This is a genomic window from Atlanticothrix silvestris CENA357 (genome assembly GCF_016056295.1).
Taxonomy (GTDB): domain Bacteria; phylum Cyanobacteriota; class Cyanobacteriia; order Cyanobacteriales; family Nostocaceae; genus Atlanticothrix; species Atlanticothrix silvestris.
The window spans coordinates 35,856-53,409 of sequence record NZ_JAECZB010000025.1 but is presented as its reverse complement, the minus strand read 5'-3'; the positions used below and the strand labels follow the sequence as shown (position 1 = coordinate 53,409).

Annotated in this window: 12 protein-coding genes and 1 pseudogene; 4 read left to right on the top strand and 9 right to left on the bottom strand. The window is 38.7% G+C overall.

The window, feature by feature from the left end; all coding sequences use genetic code 11:
* Positions 1-134 (bottom strand): annotated as a pseudogene (locus I8751_RS12470) (photosystem II q(b) protein); the annotation flags it as partial.
* Positions 135-488: 354 nt separating this feature from the next.
* On the opposite strand from I8751_RS12470, the gene cofG reads away from it, so the two are divergent.
* Positions 489-1,475: a 7,8-didemethyl-8-hydroxy-5-deazariboflavin synthase subunit CofG gene (cofG, locus tag I8751_RS12465; protein ID WP_214439475.1), complete on the top strand. Its 987-nt coding sequence runs from the start codon at positions 489-491 to the stop codon at positions 1,473-1,475.
* A 103-nt stretch (positions 1,476-1,578) separates the two neighbouring features.
* On the opposite strand, the gene I8751_RS12460 is transcribed toward cofG, so the two are convergent.
* From I8751_RS12460 to I8751_RS12450, 3 genes are read right to left on the bottom strand one after another with little or no spacing between them, the layout of a single operon-like run.
* Complete coding sequence (locus I8751_RS12460; RefSeq protein ID WP_214439474.1) at positions 1,579-2,508, bottom strand: glycosyltransferase family 2 protein; 930 nt, start codon at positions 2,506-2,508, stop codon at positions 1,579-1,581.
* Between the two features lie 45 nt (positions 2,509-2,553).
* Positions 2,554-3,501, bottom strand: coding sequence for a glycosyltransferase family 2 protein (locus I8751_RS12455; RefSeq protein WP_214439473.1), 948 nt, complete (start codon positions 3,499-3,501; stop codon positions 2,554-2,556).
* A 51-nt stretch (positions 3,502-3,552) separates the two neighbouring features.
* Entirely contained in the window at positions 3,553-4,572 is a 1,020-nt protein-coding gene (locus I8751_RS12450) for an Npun_R2821/Npun_R2822 family protein (RefSeq protein ID WP_214439472.1), read from the bottom strand.
* A gap of 252 nt (positions 4,573-4,824) precedes the next feature.
* Here I8751_RS12450 and I8751_RS12445 point away from each other — a divergent pair, with 252 nt between their 5' ends.
* Complete coding sequence (locus I8751_RS12445; protein ID WP_214439471.1) at positions 4,825-6,054, top strand: glycosyltransferase family 4 protein; 1,230 nt, start codon at positions 4,825-4,827, stop codon at positions 6,052-6,054.
* A gap of 794 nt (positions 6,055-6,848) precedes the next feature.
* Positions 6,849-8,009, top strand: coding sequence for a helix-turn-helix domain-containing protein (locus I8751_RS12440; protein ID WP_214439470.1), 1,161 nt, complete (start codon positions 6,849-6,851; stop codon positions 8,007-8,009).
* Between the two features lie 385 nt (positions 8,010-8,394).
* On the opposite strand, the gene I8751_RS29595 is transcribed toward I8751_RS12440, so the two are convergent.
* The 3 genes from I8751_RS29595 to accB all read right to left on the bottom strand — a co-directional run bounded on the left by I8751_RS29595 (position 8,395) and on the right by accB (position 12,074).
* A complete protein-coding gene (locus tag I8751_RS29595) occupies positions 8,395-9,126 on the bottom strand; it encodes a PEP-CTERM sorting domain-containing protein (RefSeq protein ID WP_225894123.1) in 732 nt (243 codons plus the stop codon).
* A gap of 822 nt (positions 9,127-9,948) precedes the next feature.
* Positions 9,949-11,307, bottom strand: coding sequence for an acetyl-CoA carboxylase biotin carboxylase subunit (gene accC / locus I8751_RS12430; protein ID WP_214439469.1), 1,359 nt, complete (start codon positions 11,305-11,307; stop codon positions 9,949-9,951).
* A 209-nt stretch (positions 11,308-11,516) separates the two neighbouring features.
* A complete protein-coding gene (gene accB / locus I8751_RS12425; RefSeq protein ID WP_214439468.1) occupies positions 11,517-12,074 on the bottom strand; it encodes an acetyl-CoA carboxylase biotin carboxyl carrier protein in 558 nt (185 codons plus the stop codon).
* 616 nt (positions 12,075-12,690) lie between these two features.
* On the opposite strand from accB, the gene I8751_RS12420 reads away from it, so the two are divergent.
* Positions 12,691-15,024, top strand: a complete 2,334-nt coding sequence (locus I8751_RS12420; protein ID WP_214439467.1) for an alpha-glucosidase — start codon at positions 12,691-12,693, stop codon at positions 15,022-15,024.
* 57 nt (positions 15,025-15,081) lie between these two features.
* On the opposite strand, the gene I8751_RS12415 is transcribed toward I8751_RS12420, so the two are convergent.
* On the bottom strand, positions 15,082-15,879 hold the full coding sequence (locus I8751_RS12415; protein WP_214439466.1) for a type 1 glutamine amidotransferase: 798 nt from the start codon (positions 15,877-15,879) through the stop codon (positions 15,082-15,084).
* A gap of 170 nt (positions 15,880-16,049) precedes the next feature.
* A complete protein-coding gene (locus I8751_RS12410; protein ID WP_214439465.1) occupies positions 16,050-17,387 on the bottom strand; it encodes a MurT ligase domain-containing protein in 1,338 nt (445 codons plus the stop codon).
* Positions 17,388-17,554 lie beyond the last annotated feature (167 nt).

Here is a 17,554-nt window from a genome sequence, read left to right as displayed (position 1 = left end):
GTGGCAGCTAGTAAGGCGGGAATCATTAGTACGCCGAACCAACCGATGTATATGCGGTTGTTGGTGTTGGTGATCCAGTTACAGAACTGTTCCCATACATTGGCGCTTTGGCGCTGATGTAAGGTTGTTGTCATTTTTTTATGATTGCGAGCGTTTTACCTATGTATCAGGCGCTTTTGTTCGCCCTTATGAACTTATGTTACGAGTATTATTGCAATTTGTAAAGTATTTTGAGAAAAAATTTTTATAGTAACCCTGTCAAAAACTCTAAAGCGCCATTTTTCAAGGGTTTGCGAAGCTTGAGGTGATACAAATTATGAACTGCGATCGCGATCGCCTAGCGTAACAATATTCATACTTAATATATGTATATATATGTATGCCAAGAGAAAGCACCTGATAACTAAGGAATAAAGGACACAGCACCAATGGCATACTTGTCAGCTATATAACTCATGCCACTTAAGTACTTTAGATTCAGGTGTTTTATGGCAATCCTTCATACTCGCACTGTTACATATAGCCCTGCTTATACAATCGTTCCCACTTACGAGTGTTTTAATCGCTGCAACTACTGCAACTTTCGCGCCGAACCTGGTCAAAGTCCCTGGATGAGCTTATCAGCAGCACAAAATATCTTGAGACAACTGCAAAATCAGAAAGTCTGTGAAATTCTTATCCTCAGTGGTGAAGTGCATCCCCATTCACCAAAGCGCCAGGAGTGGTTTGAGCGAATTTACGATTTGTGCGAGTTAGGGTTAGCTATGGAATTTTTACCGCACACCAATGTAGGCCCATTAAGTTTTGCAGAAATGCAAAAGCTGAAGCATGTAAATGTTTCAATGGGTTTGATGCTAGAACAGCTAACCCCAGCATTGTTAAATACCGTTCATCGTCACGCACCGAGTAAATTACCAGAAGTCAGGTTGCAACAATTAGAATGGGCGGGAGAGTTGCAGATTCCCTTTACAACAGGGTTACTTTTGGGAATTGGAGAAACTGTTGATGATTGCTGGGAAACCTTGGCGGCTATAGCTGAATTGCATCAGCGTTACCATCACATCCAAGAGGTCATTTTGCAACCCCACAGTCCGGGGACTCAGCAAACCTTTGATGCATCACCATTTGACCCCCATCAATTACCAGAAATCATTGCGAAAGCACGTGAGATTTTACCGCCAGATATTACAATCCAAATTCCGCCGAATTTAGTTAAAGATGACCAATGGTTACTCGCTTGTTTGGAAGCTGGCGCGAGAGATTTAGGCGGAATAGGGCCAAAAGATGAAGTAAATCCCGATTACCCCCATGTTCAGGAACAGACTTTAAGAAAAATTTTACAGTCTGCGGGGTGGGAATTGGTGGCGCGATCGCCAATTTATCCACAATTTGATAATTGGTTATCGGGGGAATTACAAACAGTGGTGAAACAATGGCGAAAAACTTTAGCTACAAATTTTATTTTACAGATATAAACTAATGGTAAATGTCCCTAATTAAATAAATTTAGATGGATTCTAAGCATTATTAATTGACTAATTATCTCCGTATATCTGCTCAAAAATTTTAACTTATTCTTTATGAATTAATATTACCAAATTTACGGAAAAGATAATCTTTTACTCCCCGTAAAGCAGCCTGAGATTTTAATTTTTCTTGACTATTCACTGGTGAATTAAAATAATTACGAATCTGACGCAAAATATCTCGAAAAATTACTTTATAGATGCTAATTGCTGCCCAAAAAGAAAAATTGCGCTCAACCCATAATAATCTATTTCGCCACCAAAAATATTGATAATGAGGAGCTTTATCTCCACCACTAAAACTTGCTGAAATTTTATGCCATACCTTAGATTCAGGGACTAAAATACACTTATATTCTGCCCGTTTAGCTCGATAACACCAGTCTGTCTCTTCCCACATTAAAAAATACTTCGGCTCAAGCATTCCTATTTTTTTCACTACTTCCGCTTTTATTAGTAATGCACAGCCACAGATATAATCTGTTTCTTTAACTTCTGTCCAATTGCTATCATTATCTAGCTTTCCCAATCCTATATGCCTAAAAATGGCTTGTTCTGGTAGCCACTGCGCCCCAGCAAACCAAATTTTTTCAGATTGACTATAGTAGTATATTTTTGAACCCAATATTCCCGCCTCTGGATATTTTTCATGAGCATGGACAAATGCCCAAAGAATTTGTGGATCAACTACGGTATCATTATTCAACAAAAATATATAATCTGCTCCTTGGGAAAGCGCATAATCGATACCGACATTATTACCAGCAGCAAAGCCCAGGTTAGCATTATTCTCAATAACTAATACTTGAGGAAATTTTTCTTTAATAGTGACAACCGAATCATCTATGGAGCCATTATCTAATAAGATAATTTTATAATTAGGGTAATCGATTTTTTGTACCGACTCTAGACATTCAATTGTATCTATTTTACCGTTCCAATTGAGAACTAGGATAAAAATTTGTGGAGCTATCTTATCCATGACTACTAATTAATAATTTTGTTGTGTAAATACCAGAGGCAATTTCTAACCACGCATCTGTCGGAGTGCTTTAAAAGCCTGAAGCCGTAATCCACTTGGTAAAAGCGATAATCCCAAACCAGTCCAAGCTTTAATAGTTGAAAAAGATTTACCTGCTAAAACTAACTTCCTTCCTTTAGAAACTTCGCCCTTTTCAATCAAACGCAACCCTAATAATAGTTGCGTTTCTAGTAGGCGATTGTGCCGAATTTTTTCCAATTTCTGCGAATCAAATTTATATTTTTTTAAATACTGAATCTTATCAAACAAATAAGGAATCGCTCTATTAATACCTTGCTGTTCTGCATGATAGCGATATTCCATCAGTAATTCTGGTAAGTAATAGCCTTTTTTACCAGCCAAAGCTAACCGCACAAATAAATCATTATCCTCACAATTTTGCAGATTGGGCAACATAAATCCCAATTCTTGCAAAGTTTGACGACGAAATAAAGTTGCCCCAACTTGGAAACTTTGCTGAATAAAAACAACCTCCAACAAATTCTGGACAATACCGCCTGCTAAGTTGCTTCTACCCCATCGACGAGAATTTTCTTGAGTTTTATTGCTATCTCGGATATTATTAATATCAATTATCCAATGATCTGTGCCCACAAAATCAATGCTAGAGTCTTGATCGAGAATGGCTGTAGTTTGGGCTAAAAAATCGGGTGTAAGTCGGTCATCATCATCAAATTTCAAAAAATATTTGCCACTGGCTGCATCAAAACCAGAACGCATATTATTACTTTTACCAATATTTCGTGCGTGACGGATATATTTAATCCGGTTATCTGTATACTGTGACATTAATTCAAAGGTTCCATCATTAGAACCATCATCACAGACAAGTAATTCAAAATCTTGTTCAGACTGCTCCAAGACACTTTCAATAGCATAAGGCAGAAGATGAACACGATTATAGGTAGGAATAGAAACACTAACTTTAGGCATATTTCTATGAAAAAAAATACAGTATTAATGTAGATATACATTGAGTGAAATTTAAAATAAACTTCTTTGAAGTTTTTTCACAGTCTTGCTGAGTAATTGGTTAGTTTTAGAAATCATACTAGGTGGTTTTAGTTGCTTGGGTCTTTTTTCTGGTTGTTTAAGAAAACGATAGTATAAAAACTCTTCTTTATAACAAATATCTATATCTTCTCCTTGACATAAACGGACAAAATCTCCAGGAGAATAACTCATATAATGAATGCGATGTATGGGCTTTAATCCTTTTTGATCGTAAAGAACATTATTGACATTGATGAAGATATCAGCATTAGCACAATTGCCTGTTCTATCTTGATTATTTGGGCTAAGTGTAAAGTTAAATAATAAGCGATCGCGCCCCAAAGTCATATAATTAAACAAAAAAGCATCATCCCACCATCCAGTTTTGTTAATCCATTCAACTTCCCTTTGTTCAATTAACCGTTGCTTCATGACCGCGATTTCTTGGGCACTAAATAATCCTCGCTTAGATCCAAAAAAGCTAGAGCAATGTAATTTAGGGCGAATATCTGCTTCCTTATACATTCCAGATGCTTCTATAACTGCAATATCCAATGCGGCTACAGATTGAGGCTTAATATGTTCCCAATCATCAAAAATAAAATCGTAAGTTTCTAACTTCTCGATGACATCATTAACTGGCTTCATTACCAAACTGTCACAGTCATAAAATACAAATTGCTCAAAAATCCCATCAAAGGTCACAAATTTTCTTTGCAAATGACTTTTGTACCAATTAGGACGCGAGGCTTTACTCCACATTTCTCTAGGATGAGCCGCCCAAACTTGATGAGCAAATTCTTCCCAATGTTGAATTACTTGCCAGTTATCATAAAGTATTACATTCTTGCGAGAGTTAATTTCTTGCTTAACTCGATTTAGCCGCTGATCGTAGGGAATAATACAAATAGGAATATTTGGGCTAACATTCACCTCGATGCTGTTGAGTAATGCGACTAATTGATCATAGACAACATCATTGGCGAGGGTATAAACACCGAAAGATTCCATTTTTACAAATCCTTTGTGTTTGTGTTTGAAAAGTTTTTTTAAGAAATATAGAGATAGATTAATGATGGCATAATCTAGGGAAAGTGTCATCTCAAAAAATAAATTCTCAATTTTAGTTATTCAAGTAGTAGTGAAGTTTTTATATTCTTATCAAAAAACATGTAAGAGATATTAGTGATGACATAAAGCGTTAGTTAAAGGCATGGTATATGTATCATCATTCGATTTAGTGTTATTCCTGTTATCTACTGTATGAATATTTTAATGCTATCTTCGACTTTTCCCTATCCACCAACACGAGGGGGAACTCAAGTCAGGACGTTTAATTTACTCAAGTATTTGAGCCAACGTCATGCTATTACCCTTGTAACTCAATATGAAAGCGATGTTACAGAAACAGAAATATCACGATTAAAGGATTGTGTAGATCAACTAGTCGTGTTTGAACGTCCTCGCGATTCGGAAGTAGCCGCAGGAATACTGAAGAAAATACAGCGTTTTAATACATTTTTACAAAAAGGTACACCACCAAGTGTACTTAATCGCTACTCGGTTGAGATGCAAGAGTGGGTTAGTAGCTTTGTCCGCGCAAGAAAATTTGATGTGATTACCTGCGAACATAGCGTTAATGAAATTTATATACAAGAACATTTCATAAAGCAACTAAAAACCGTAGTTAATATTCATAGTTCTGTCTACGGTACTTGTCGCAATCAGCTAGCAACTGGTATTTCAGAAAATGCATTGCGAGACAAAATTAACTTGCCGCTTTTACGTCGTTATGAAAAAAGATATTGCTCTAAATTTTCGGATATTGTGGTAACGACAGAAGAAGATAAAATTCAACTGCAAGCATTTAGCCCTAGCAGTAAAATTACAGTGATTCCTAATGGTGTAGATTTAGTTTCATTCCCTAATCGTATTACTGACCCAGGAGGAAATTGCTTAGTTTTTATCGGTGCTATGGATAATTTAGCTAATATTGATGCCGTCTGCTTTTTTAGTAACCAAGTCTTACCAGAAATCCAGAAAATATATCCTAATACAACTTTTGATATTGTCGGTTCTCGTCCTGCACCAGAAGTTTTAGCATTGCAACACCAACCAGGAATTAATGTAACTGGCAAAGTGCCTTCAATAGTAGAGTATTTACACCGAGCAACCGTCTGTGTTGTACCGATGCGAACAGGATTTGGGATTAAAAATAAAACTTTAGAAGCAATGGCAGCTGGTGTACCCGTAGTAGCAAGCGATCGCGGTTTAGAAGGGTTAGCCGTAGATGGTAATAATATATTATTACGGGCACTACGAGCAAATGAGCCAGCAGAGTATATTACCGCTATTAGTCAACTTTTTAATAACCCACAATTGCGTTTTGAATTGTCTTACAACGCCAGGCAACTTGTGGAAACAGAATTTACTTGGGATATTGCTGGAAAACGTTATGAACAAGTCTGTATTGGAGATTATAGTAATGGCTAAGATCAAGTTGTAAGCTGGAAATTTAGCTTTAATACTTCATCTTAACCTGTCAACTCCGCTTGCCGCGTTAGTATATTGGTTTGATATAAAGAAACCCAACATTATAGTCTTCAATTATTTGAGGCGGTGTCTACGACGGTCACTGAGCCAAGTCGAAGTGCAGGCTATGCCTAAGCATTTTTGAATTAACTGTCTTTATGAAATAAAATAACAGGATTCAAAATGGAAGGATAGGTATAAGTACAGGGCGAACGCACGGGATTTCCGAAACCCCTACTGGACAAGGATCTTGATGAAAAAATAGGCTAAATTAGAAAACGCCGAAACCCTTGCCATTGAAGGATTCTTATACTTTAGATGCGTTTGCCCTGGGTATAAGTATCAGCAGCGATCGCTGAAGTTACTGATTTTGTAAATTTCTTTAAAAATAGTTTTTTTGAATTATGTACATTTTACCACTCAGGATAGAAGTACTATATAGCAAAAAATACTTATAACTCTATTAGATAGAAGTCTAATTATCAAAAGAATCAATATGAGATGGCACTTCTCTAAATTTTCACAACAAACTTTACAATTAAAAATTTAGTTGTAATTGCAATATATTACGTCAAAAATACTGAACTACCTGTTTTGTGTTAAGTTCAAAAGCTAGCGAAATATCAGAAAAATGTACATTTTGAGAGTTCTGTTAGGTAGTAATTACAGCCTCAGAGGTTGGGAAATTCTTCTGGGGATTGACATAGGAAAATTTTTTTTGCTCAACCTCTGCAAGTCAGTAGTGGTAACTTAAGGTGGATATAGAACAATTTATCCAGCGCACAGAAGCATTGCATAGAAGTTTGGCAGACTTATACCAGACAGCTAGTGTCTTGCCTTGGATTCCGCCGGATATGCTACCACAAGCCTTTAAAGAATTATATGGCACCTCAAAGATAGTACAGTTAGCGGCTGAGGAACTTTATCAACAGAATGAAGAACTCATACAAACACGGAATCTATTAGAAGCAGAATGCCGATATTACCAGGATTTATTCGAGTTTGCACCAGATGGCTATTTAGTTACAAATGCAGAAGGTATCATCCGAGAAGCCAATCTTAGCGCAGCTAAGTTGCTCAACATTTCAAGGCAGTCTTTAATAGGCAAACCAATGAGCAACTTTGTCCTTTTCCAAGAGCGACATTGCTTTCGCACTGAACTTAATCAATTATCACAGTCTGACAGAATCCAAGAGTTAGTAGTACATTTTCGGCAAGGGAATGGCGATTTTTTCACCGCAGCTTTAACAGTGACAGTAGTTCGCAACCAACATGCTAGAGTCAGTTCTTTGCGCTGGCTGCTACGTAATATTGATGAACGTCAGCAAACAGAAAGACTATTCAATAAGGACGTAGATATTAGCCAGAATTGTCCTACATATAAACATTCTAAAGGAGAAACTATTGTCTTGAACCCATTGATAATTTGGTATGTTCGTCACGGGTTAGTTAAACTCAGTACCTTTTTTGAAACAGGCGAAGAAGCGTTAATAGGATTAGCCAAAACACAAATGGTTTTTGGTTCTAATATGACTTCTTTACCGATTTACCAAGCTACAGCTTTAACAGATGTCGAGTTAGCCTCGATTGATGTAGCAGAAATAGCTGTTAATCCGATATTAAGTCGTATTTTATTACCAAAAATCAATCAGCGATTGCAGCAAACTGAATCTTTTTTAGTCATTTCTGGAAGACGACGGGTAGAAGATCGTTTGCATCATTTATTAGAGCTTTTAAAACGAGAAGTTGGTGAACCTGTAGTAGGTGGAACTCGCCTCAGTGTTCGCTTTACTCATGAAGATATCGCTAGCGCCTGTTGCACTACTAGAGTTACAATTACACGATTATTAGGCAAACTACAACAACACAATTTAATTAATTTTGATGCAAAAAAACACATAATCTTGAAAGATTGAATTATGCTGCGATCGCTTTTGGGAGAACTGCTGTAAATCGCATCAGAAAATGATCCGGGTTAAGATCATATTATTTGATGAATTTGGCATAAAAGTATCTGTTTTTTGTCGCTAGTTTAAATTGAATTAATACAATACTGTTCGGTTAAGCATTTTTAACTTGGATTAAATTATAGCAAAAGGTCAAGGGTTAAAAGTTTTTCTTTCCTCCTTTTACCCTTAACCTACGTATTGCTATCTATATCAAAATATGTTGGCAATCATGCTTCGCCTGAGAGTGGTAGGATAACTTACTAATATGTTTTTGGCTTTTCCTAGTTAAGTTGTAAAACTTCCTTGCGAAGCTTAAATTCCTATGTTTTCGAGTTTATCTTTACAGCTTAGTTTATTGAGTTGAAGATGCTTTTCGTTTCCGCTTCAACCACCATCCCATTGCACCAGCGATCGCAGTTCCCCCAAGGGTGAGAGGTTCAGGGACATCAGCGGTAGTGACTACAAGTTGAGCTGGCGTACCATAACTGTAACCGAAGAGATATTGATCTCCTACGTCAGCATTATTTTGAAGTGTAGCTCCAATTGAGAAAAATTCCCTACCTGCGGCATTGATATCTGCAATAGCATTCGAGTTGAGAGCAAAACTCAGAATTTCATCGCTATTGCCAGCAGATGTGACTTGGAATGTTCCATAGTTTTTTCCACTCCCTAAATCTTGATAAATATCCAAATCAGGATTATTAATTTTTTGATTCAGGTTACTTGCAGGTGTCAAAACATCAAACAGGCCTATAGTAGGTACTGAATTACCAAAACCGATAAATCGTTGGATTTGCAGTGTTGCTGAAGAAATAGTTTGATTTGCTAAAGTACCAAGATGAAATGTAAAATAACTACGATACGTAATATTACGTAAACTGCCCGTAAGGTAATTATCATTGAAGTTGTCAGTATAATTAGGACGAGAATTGTACGTACTCCACCAACCTTGATTGTGCGTTCCCTCAGTGAACTGCTGATCTGATGTACTAAAGGTAACGTTTACTGCTTGGACTTGATCTACTACTCCTAATCCCAGACAAATAACAGTAGCGCTAATTGCCAGTTTGTAAAACTTTTTCATTGCTTATCCTTATAAAATTGAATCTGTTTGGATGAAATTCACAATAGTTTTTCCTAAATGTTCACTGTTTTGCAATATATGCAATTTTTACTATTTATAAATAAAGCCTTGATGGCTCATCAGTAAGAGCAAATACTAGATAACATGAATATAATAACTTACAGTTTTTGTAGGATGCATTAGGAACGTAACACATACAAATATATAATTAATCTGCTTTAATTTTTGACAATTACTTGTGTAGATAGGCAACAATAAAAAAGACTTTTAAAGTTGTACTGAGTTGTTTTCAAAAATCAAAGAGAAGTCTTATATAAAGCGTCCTCAATGGTATTTGACTACAAAAAATAAGCTTTGCATTTTGTTTAATCCATGTTCCTAAAAAAAGTGAACAACAGGATATGACTATTATTTTATCAAGCTAATTTTGAGGGTTGGTAATAAGACTAAATTTCTTACTACAGATTTACTTAACCTTCAATTGTTGACTGATACATCACTAGAGTTTATTAGTTTCCTAATGATTTATGTATTAAATTCAACTGGAAACTTAAGTAAATGTACAACCGTTTTAGCAGAAATAAGGTATAAATACAGAAACTTTACAGAAAAAATATACTTACTTCACAATATTTTTACTCAATAATATTTAACAAATGTTGCTCCTGTGTTCTCAATCTAAGTGTCAAAGTTAAATATAACCAGTAAAGTCTGACGCAGTAATGCTTTCATGGTGTTTTGCAATGCAGTACTTTTTCACCCAAGTTACTTTTATCAGATCCCCACTGGTTTTTGACATAGAACGAGGAAATTTGTGTTTAACTAACTTGACCGCTTTGACATCATCACTTTTTCTACAAAGTCGGTATAGACATCACCTTGTAAGAACTCTGGTGTTTCTAAAATCTTTTGATGAAAGCCAATCGTAGTTGCTAACCCTGTAATTCCACACTCTCGCAAAGCCCTCTTCATCCGGTTAATTGCCGTAGTACGATCTGGTGCCCAGACAATTAATTTTCCAATCAACGAGTCATAGTGAGGAGGAATTTGATAATCGGTGTAAACGTGGGAATCCATTCTCACACCAGGGCCGCCTGGTGGCAAATAACCGGTAATTCGCCCTGGCTGAGGGCGAAAGTCATGCTCTGGATCTTCGGCATTAACTCGACATTCGATCGCATGACCAGAAAAAACGACTTGTTCTTGAGTCAATCGCAGTTTCTCGCCTTGAGCAATCCGAATTTGTTCCGCAATCAAGTCAAGACCTGTGATCATTTCGGTCACGGGATGTTCAACTTGGATGCGGGTGTTCATTTCCATAAAATAGAATTCGCCTGTTTGAGAGAGCAGAAACTCAACTGTACCTGCACCCACGTAGTTGATTGACTTGGCAGCCATAACAGCAGCCATACCCATTTTTTTTCGGAGTTCAGAAGTAAGAGCCGGGCTGGGAGCTTCTTCTAGCAATTTTTGATGGCGACGTTGAATAGAACAGTCTCGTTCGCCGAGATGAATAACATTGCCGTAGCTATCTGCTAAGATTTGAAATTCAATATGGCGGGGACGCTCAATAAATTTTTCTAAATAAAGACCAGAGTTACCAAAGGCTGCTTCTGCTTCACTTTGAGCAGCTGCAAATAGTTTTACTAGGTCATTATCATCTTTAACCAACCGCATCCCACGCCCGCCACCACCGGCGGTAGCTTTAATCATCACGGGATAACCCATTTTACGGGCAATTACCCGCGCTGCTTCAGAATCTTCCAGTAATCCATTACTACCTGGTACAGTAGGTACACCGACGCGAATCATGGTTGCTTTTGCTGTTGATTTATCTCCCATTGCTCGCATAGCTTCTGGGGAAGGGCCAATAAAAGTAATATTATGGTCGGCGCAAATTTCCGCAAATCGAGCGTTTTCTGCTAAAAAACCATAGCCAGGATGAATAGCAGAGGCATTTCGAGTTAGTGCCGCAGCAATGATCCCAGGAATATGCAGATAACTTTTACTGCTGGGAGCTTCACCGATGCAAATAGCTTCATCAGCCAGTTGAACATGTAAAGCATTGCGGTCAACTGTGGAGTGAACTGCAACAGTAGCAATCCCCATTTCTTCGCAAGTGCGGAGAATACGTAAAGCAATTTCTCCACGATTTGCAATTAGGATTTTGGAAAACTTCATCTAACGTTTCTCCTAGAGACTCCCGTTATAAGCTTCGTCATTCAACTTCTGGCAAAATTATTAATTGGAGTAGTAGGAGACTGGACAATAGGGTTTGGTTAAGAAAGTTATAAGGTAACTCTCTTTCCTTCCCTCTTTCCCCTGCTCCCTCCGAAGTTCTGAATCGGAGGAAACCTCCGCTCAGACTTCTGTTTGCTCCCCTGCCTTTTTTAGTCTGGTTTGATTCGCACCAATTGTTGTCCAAATTCTACAGGAGAACCATTCTGCACCAGAATTTCGACAATTTGTCCAGATACTTCAGCCTCGATTTCATTCATCAGCTTCATGGCTTCAATAATACAGACCGTTTGGCCAGCTTTAATGCGATCGCCTACCTCTACAAAGGGTGGTTCGCTAGGAGCCGGAGCGCTATAAAAGGTTCCTACCATTGGGGAAACCATATCAACTAATTTTTGCCCCATTGGCAACGACGCAGCTATTGTTAACTGCTCTATAGCTGCACTCCCAGTAGAGCCAACGGTTCCACTGATCGCCATATTAATTCCAGAATTGGGTGCTGCTGCGATCGCTGCACCTAAAGTCGAGGGTGCCGCCGCAACAATGTTTCCTTGAGACTCTAGTTGGTTTCCAGGTAGCAGTTGCTCGCTTACACCAACAGCTTTGCGTACTGTTAGTTCAAAATCATCAGTTTTCAGCGTTAGTTCTGCAAAGTCACTTTCAGCAATTGTGACTAGGAGTTGGTTAAGTTCATTAAAGTCTAGTGGCACAGATTATTTAACCTTATCTAATTCAGATATTAAACTAGTAGTGATACTACAAAAGTCTCTAAAATCACCATCAATAAGTCTGACGGCAGTTTTTAACAGTCAATCTTTTATTTGAAGAACATTCATTATGTTAGTATTTCTCTAATTTTTTGCAATATACCAACTGTATTCTTTAATTCAATATTTGTATCAGCAACATTAAATTTAATTACTATATAGCAGTCTAAAGTCATTGGGGAGAACTAAAAAAGCTTGTAAAGCTTGCAAAATAAAGCTTTTTAACTCAGAAAATTTACATAAATCATATAAAATTACTATAGGTTTCGTGTTTTAAATAGGTTTGTGTAATATAGTAGCCAAATATCATAAATAGTGGTGGATATTTTAAATACTTGACTGTGGTCAACTGATAAAATTTGTCACAGTTCGCAATTTTTTATGTAATACGGGCGATCGCTATCTGAGTATGAGGCCAGTTTTTGGATGGCAGAAAAAGCTAAAAATAAATTAAGATTTCAACCAACTCTGGATTTGTATCAGACTATTAAATCCACGAGAGATTAATTGCACTTAGTAGGTTGTATCAAATAAGATTTAGTTTTAATTTATAAAACTGATGAAAGCTCCTTGGCAATCTCCGTATCCAGTGATGTACCCCCCGTACACTGTTGCCTGTAGCGGTTGGGTGCTGAAACGGTTTTTGAGGCTCCTAGCTGAACCACTGAAAAAGCTAAGTCGTTGGAAGATGATTCCCCTTGGTAAGATTTCGACTTCAGTACCTAGTCAAAGTTTTAAACTAGGAGAATTTACGATTGATTGGCAAGGTAGTAATACAACACAACCTAGTTTGCGAATTAGCCATCAAAGTAACGAAGCATTAGCAATATTGCAGACATCTCCTGGTTATAGCTTTGTTAGTGGCGGGAATGTTCGTCTAAATATCACTGAGGAAAGAGGTTCTATAGAAATTGACGAACACAAATATGCTGATTTTACCCATCAATTTGTTGACGGAATCAAGCAAGAAGACAATACATTAGTTATTTATGGTCGTCTTTTAGGTCGCCAAAGTACGAATGACGAACCCCAATATATCTTGACGTTGCAAACTGTAGGCTCAAGAGAACTCGATTTTCAACTACAAATTAGCAATGGCAATGTCAATCAAATACAGTTGCAATTTGTAACTTCTCCAGACGAACACTTTTATGGTTTTGGAGAGCAATTTTCTGATATTGACTGCAAAGGGCAATGGATGCCGATTGTTTGCGAGGAAGGAGGAATTGGTCGGGGCGATCGCGCTCCCAAAACCCTCAACCTGCTAGGTGTTGCTGGTAATAGATTTTCGAGTTATGCCCCTATGCCCTACTTTTTTACAAACAAAGGGCGCTCAATATTTCTCACTAACACCGAACCTGCAATTTTCAACTTGCGTGATCCACAGATTACGACTATCCGAGTTGTATCCAGCTGTATGCAAGGGCGCATCCTTTGTGGTGAGTCACCCCTAGATATTATTGAACTTTACACCAACTATGTGGGAAGGATGCCGCCACTTCCCGATTGGCTCAATAGTGGGGCGATCATTGGTATGCAAGGAGGTACGGAGTTTGTCCGGCAAGTGTGGTCGCAGTTACGCGATTTCGACACACCCATTGCCGGATTCTGGCTTCAGGATTGGGTCGGTCAACGTCGCACAATCGCGGGAAAACAGTTGTGGTGGAACTGGCAACTCGATGAAAGCACCTATCCAGGTTGGCAACAGTTGGTAACTGATTTGGCAAAGGCAGAAATTGCAGTTGGGGTATATGTCAATCCCTTTTTAGTTGAACGTCCCCAACAGCCAAACCAAGAACAACGTCATCTTTATAGAGAAGCTATAGAAAAAGACTTTGTAGTCAAAAATCAAGCTGCCGAACCATATCTGATCAAAAGTACTGACTTCTCTGCGGCTTTACTCGATGTGACTAACCCCGATGCTCGCAAATGGTTCAAAAGTATCCTCAAAGACGAAGTGCTAGGTAAAGGCGCTAAATTCTGGATGGCTGATTTTGCGGAAGCAGCACCGTTTGATGGAGTGTATGCTACCGATGAATCTGGGCTAATTTATCACAACGAATATCCGGTTGATTGGGTAAGAGTGAACCAGGAAGCTATTCAAGAAGCGGGTCAAGAAGGCGATGCTTGGTTTTTCAATCGAGCCGGATTCTTGAAAACTCCATCTCACAGTATAAGTATGTGGTTAGGAGATCAGAATACTAGTTGGGGTAAAAATGATGGCATCACGAGCGCTCTCAAAGGTATGATCAGTGGTGGTCTTTCTGGGTTCAGCATTAACCACAGCGATATTGGTGGGTATACAAGTATCGCTAACCCAATTCTAGAAGCCATCGGTGTCGGATTTAAGCGATCGCGGGAACTACTCTATCGATGGATGGAAATGAATGCTTTCACTCCTATATTCCGCACCCATGAAGGCAATCAGCCAGATAAAAATGTTCAATTTTATACAGATAAAGATACCCTGACAACTTTCAGTTATTGGTCAAAAGTCTATGCAGCACTGGCTCCATATCGCCGAGAATTAATGGCTGAAGCAGCAATTCAAGGATATCCCCTTGTTCGCCACCTTGTTCTGCATTATCCTGATGATCCTAATGTTTACAAAATTGAAGATCAATTTCTTCTAGGTCGTGACTTTTTAATTGCACCAGTGCTAAAGCCACGCAAAAAGAGCGTCAATGTTTATTTTCCGGCTGGCGAATGGGTTCACTTATGGAGTGGCAATATCTACGGTAGTTTGACGATAGGTGTGCGGCAAAAAGTACCTGCTCCCCTCGGACAACCTGCTGTATTTTACCGTGAGGGATCTAAAGCGCCTGAATCGCTCTTGCAGAATCTTAAGGCAAAAAATATGCTCACCGGAGCGCCCCAGGTGTTAAATATTTAGGACGAGAAGCAACCAATTTGGTAAGTAGACGCGATTCATCGCGTCTCTACAAGCAACTTATGTTGGTACAACCTTCAATCGCTTAAACATTGCTTCACGCGCTTGTAAAGCAAGGTTATCATTTAAAGGTTGCAAAGTAATAGCCTGCTGATATTTCAACCGCAACGCTGTTTGAATTAACCAATCAGCTACAAAGGGATTTTTAGGTAACAATGGCCCGTGGGAATAAGTAGCGATCGCATTTTGATAAAATGCTCCTTCTGTCCCATCTTCACCGTTATTGCCTAAGCCATACACCACGCGCCCCAATGCTTCTACTTTGCCTAGTTTGGTGCGTCCGCCATGATTTTCAAAACCCACTAAATAGGGTTTTTTACCTGTCATCTCTGTTAAATCTTGCGCTAAGTGGGACGCTGTAACTTCAATTACCAAGTTGCCAATACAGCGCTTAGTATTTTCACCAGGATGGATAGAAACTAAATCGAGTATTCCCAAGCCTTCAATTCGCTGTCCTAATCCTGGTTCATAATAATGTCCCAATAATTGGGGAGAACCACAGGTAAACACTCCTGGTGTACCATTTTCAATTTTCTCGCGCATGGCATCGGCTTTTGCACCTTGCAAATCACGCATGACAATTTCTTGCTGGCGGTCTTGTGCGCCACCACCAACTATCACATCTACGGTTTTAATATCTGCGGCTGTGGCGTTTTGATCTAAGGGTAAAATTTTCACAGGGTATCCGCGCCACTGAGCGCGACGTTCTATAGTAATTACATTACCGCGATCGCCGTAGGTACTCATCAGTGTTGGATATAGCCAACCTATTGTTAATTCTAAATTTTGCGGATTCATATTCGTAATTCGTAATTCGTAATTCGTAATTCGTAATGAGGCTCGTTCGCGTAGCGTGTCGTAGACAAGACTCGCTAACGTAATTCGTAATTAGGTTAGGTGCTGGGAACTAGGAACTGAAGAGACAAGGGGAATAACTCTTCACCACTGACCACTGACCACTGACCAATTTAAAGAATTTTCCGACCAGTAAGCACTTCTCGCACTTCTAGCATGGCTGAATAGGTGGGCAGAATGTGGAGAGTTTCATTATTTGGTGTATGTTCTAATGCAGTAGCGATCGCCTGTTTTAAGTCTGATTCAACAATTAAATTTAATGTACTTTCAGGAGACTTTTGGCTATAATGCAGACGCAGTGCCATATCATAAACGCGATCGCCACTCACTACTAAGGTTCCTCCCCGTTCGACTAATTTTTCTGTATCGACATCCCAAATCCACGATACATCAGTGCCATCGGGGGTGCGATCGTTCAGTACTAGTAATGTGGTTTTATCAGTACTTTGAGTGACTACACGAATTGTTTCGTTTGTTCCTACAGGATTTTTTGATAACAAAATCCGCACTCGTTTACCATTAATTACCAAATCTTCTGCCCGACCAAAAGCAGCTTGAAAATTATTAATAGTATCTCTAATTATTCCTTCATCAACTCCCAATTCTTGAGCAGCAGTCACAGCAGCTAAAGTATTATATTTGTTGTACAAACCAACAAGAATTTGTGACCATTCACTACTTTCTAGAGTCGGTTGACTTTTACTAAAACCACATTTGGGACAAGTGAAATCTCCCAAATGGGACAAGTAGACACCTTGATAATCTAAGGAATGACCACATCTAGGACAATAAATAGAATCGACGGCGTGAGGAATTGCTTCTAAATATTGCTCTGGTTCATTCAAACCAAAGAACAATACCCGTTGGGGTAACTGTTGACCGAGATAAGATAAAGTTGGGTCGTCAGCATTAGGAATAACCACTGTTTCTGGTGGGAGAGTAGAGATTACCTTTGTCCAACGTTTACTAATTGTGTCTACTTCCCCGTACCTGTCGAGTTGGTCGCGGAACAAATTTAAACAAAGGATAATTCGCGGCTGTAGCGGTTGCAGTACTTTAGGTACGATATTTTCATCGACTTCTAAAATGGCATAGTCAACATTCAGTGTTCCCACTAAGTTGGTGTTTTCTAGCAATGCTGTCATCAAGCCATTTTCTAGATTTGCACCTGTAGCATTATGGGCAATGCGGTAGCCTTGACGCTCTAATATCGTTTTTAACAGCAGCGATGTAGTTGTTTTGCCATTAGTCCCAGCAATGAGAATTACCCCGTTTTTTACTTGCTGACTCAATAATTGTAAAAGTCGGGGTTCAATGCGACGGGCAATTGAGCCTGGTAATACACTAGCAGCACCCAAGCGCAGCGATCGCACTATGAATGTGACGCTTTTTGCCGCTGACACTGCGAAACCCAATTTTAGTCTATCTATAAGTTTTATTTTGTTTCCCACATCCGTACCCTAGTCTGCTAGCAATTGCTAATTAATGGTCTATATTGGCAAATTTAATCTAGTGAGTGTAGCGAATCTTGATCATACTTGCAAGAACGTTAGACAACAACGCTTCTCGCTTTCAAGAGATAATCCCAGTAGGCGTTATCTTAAAAAATAGTGCGTGG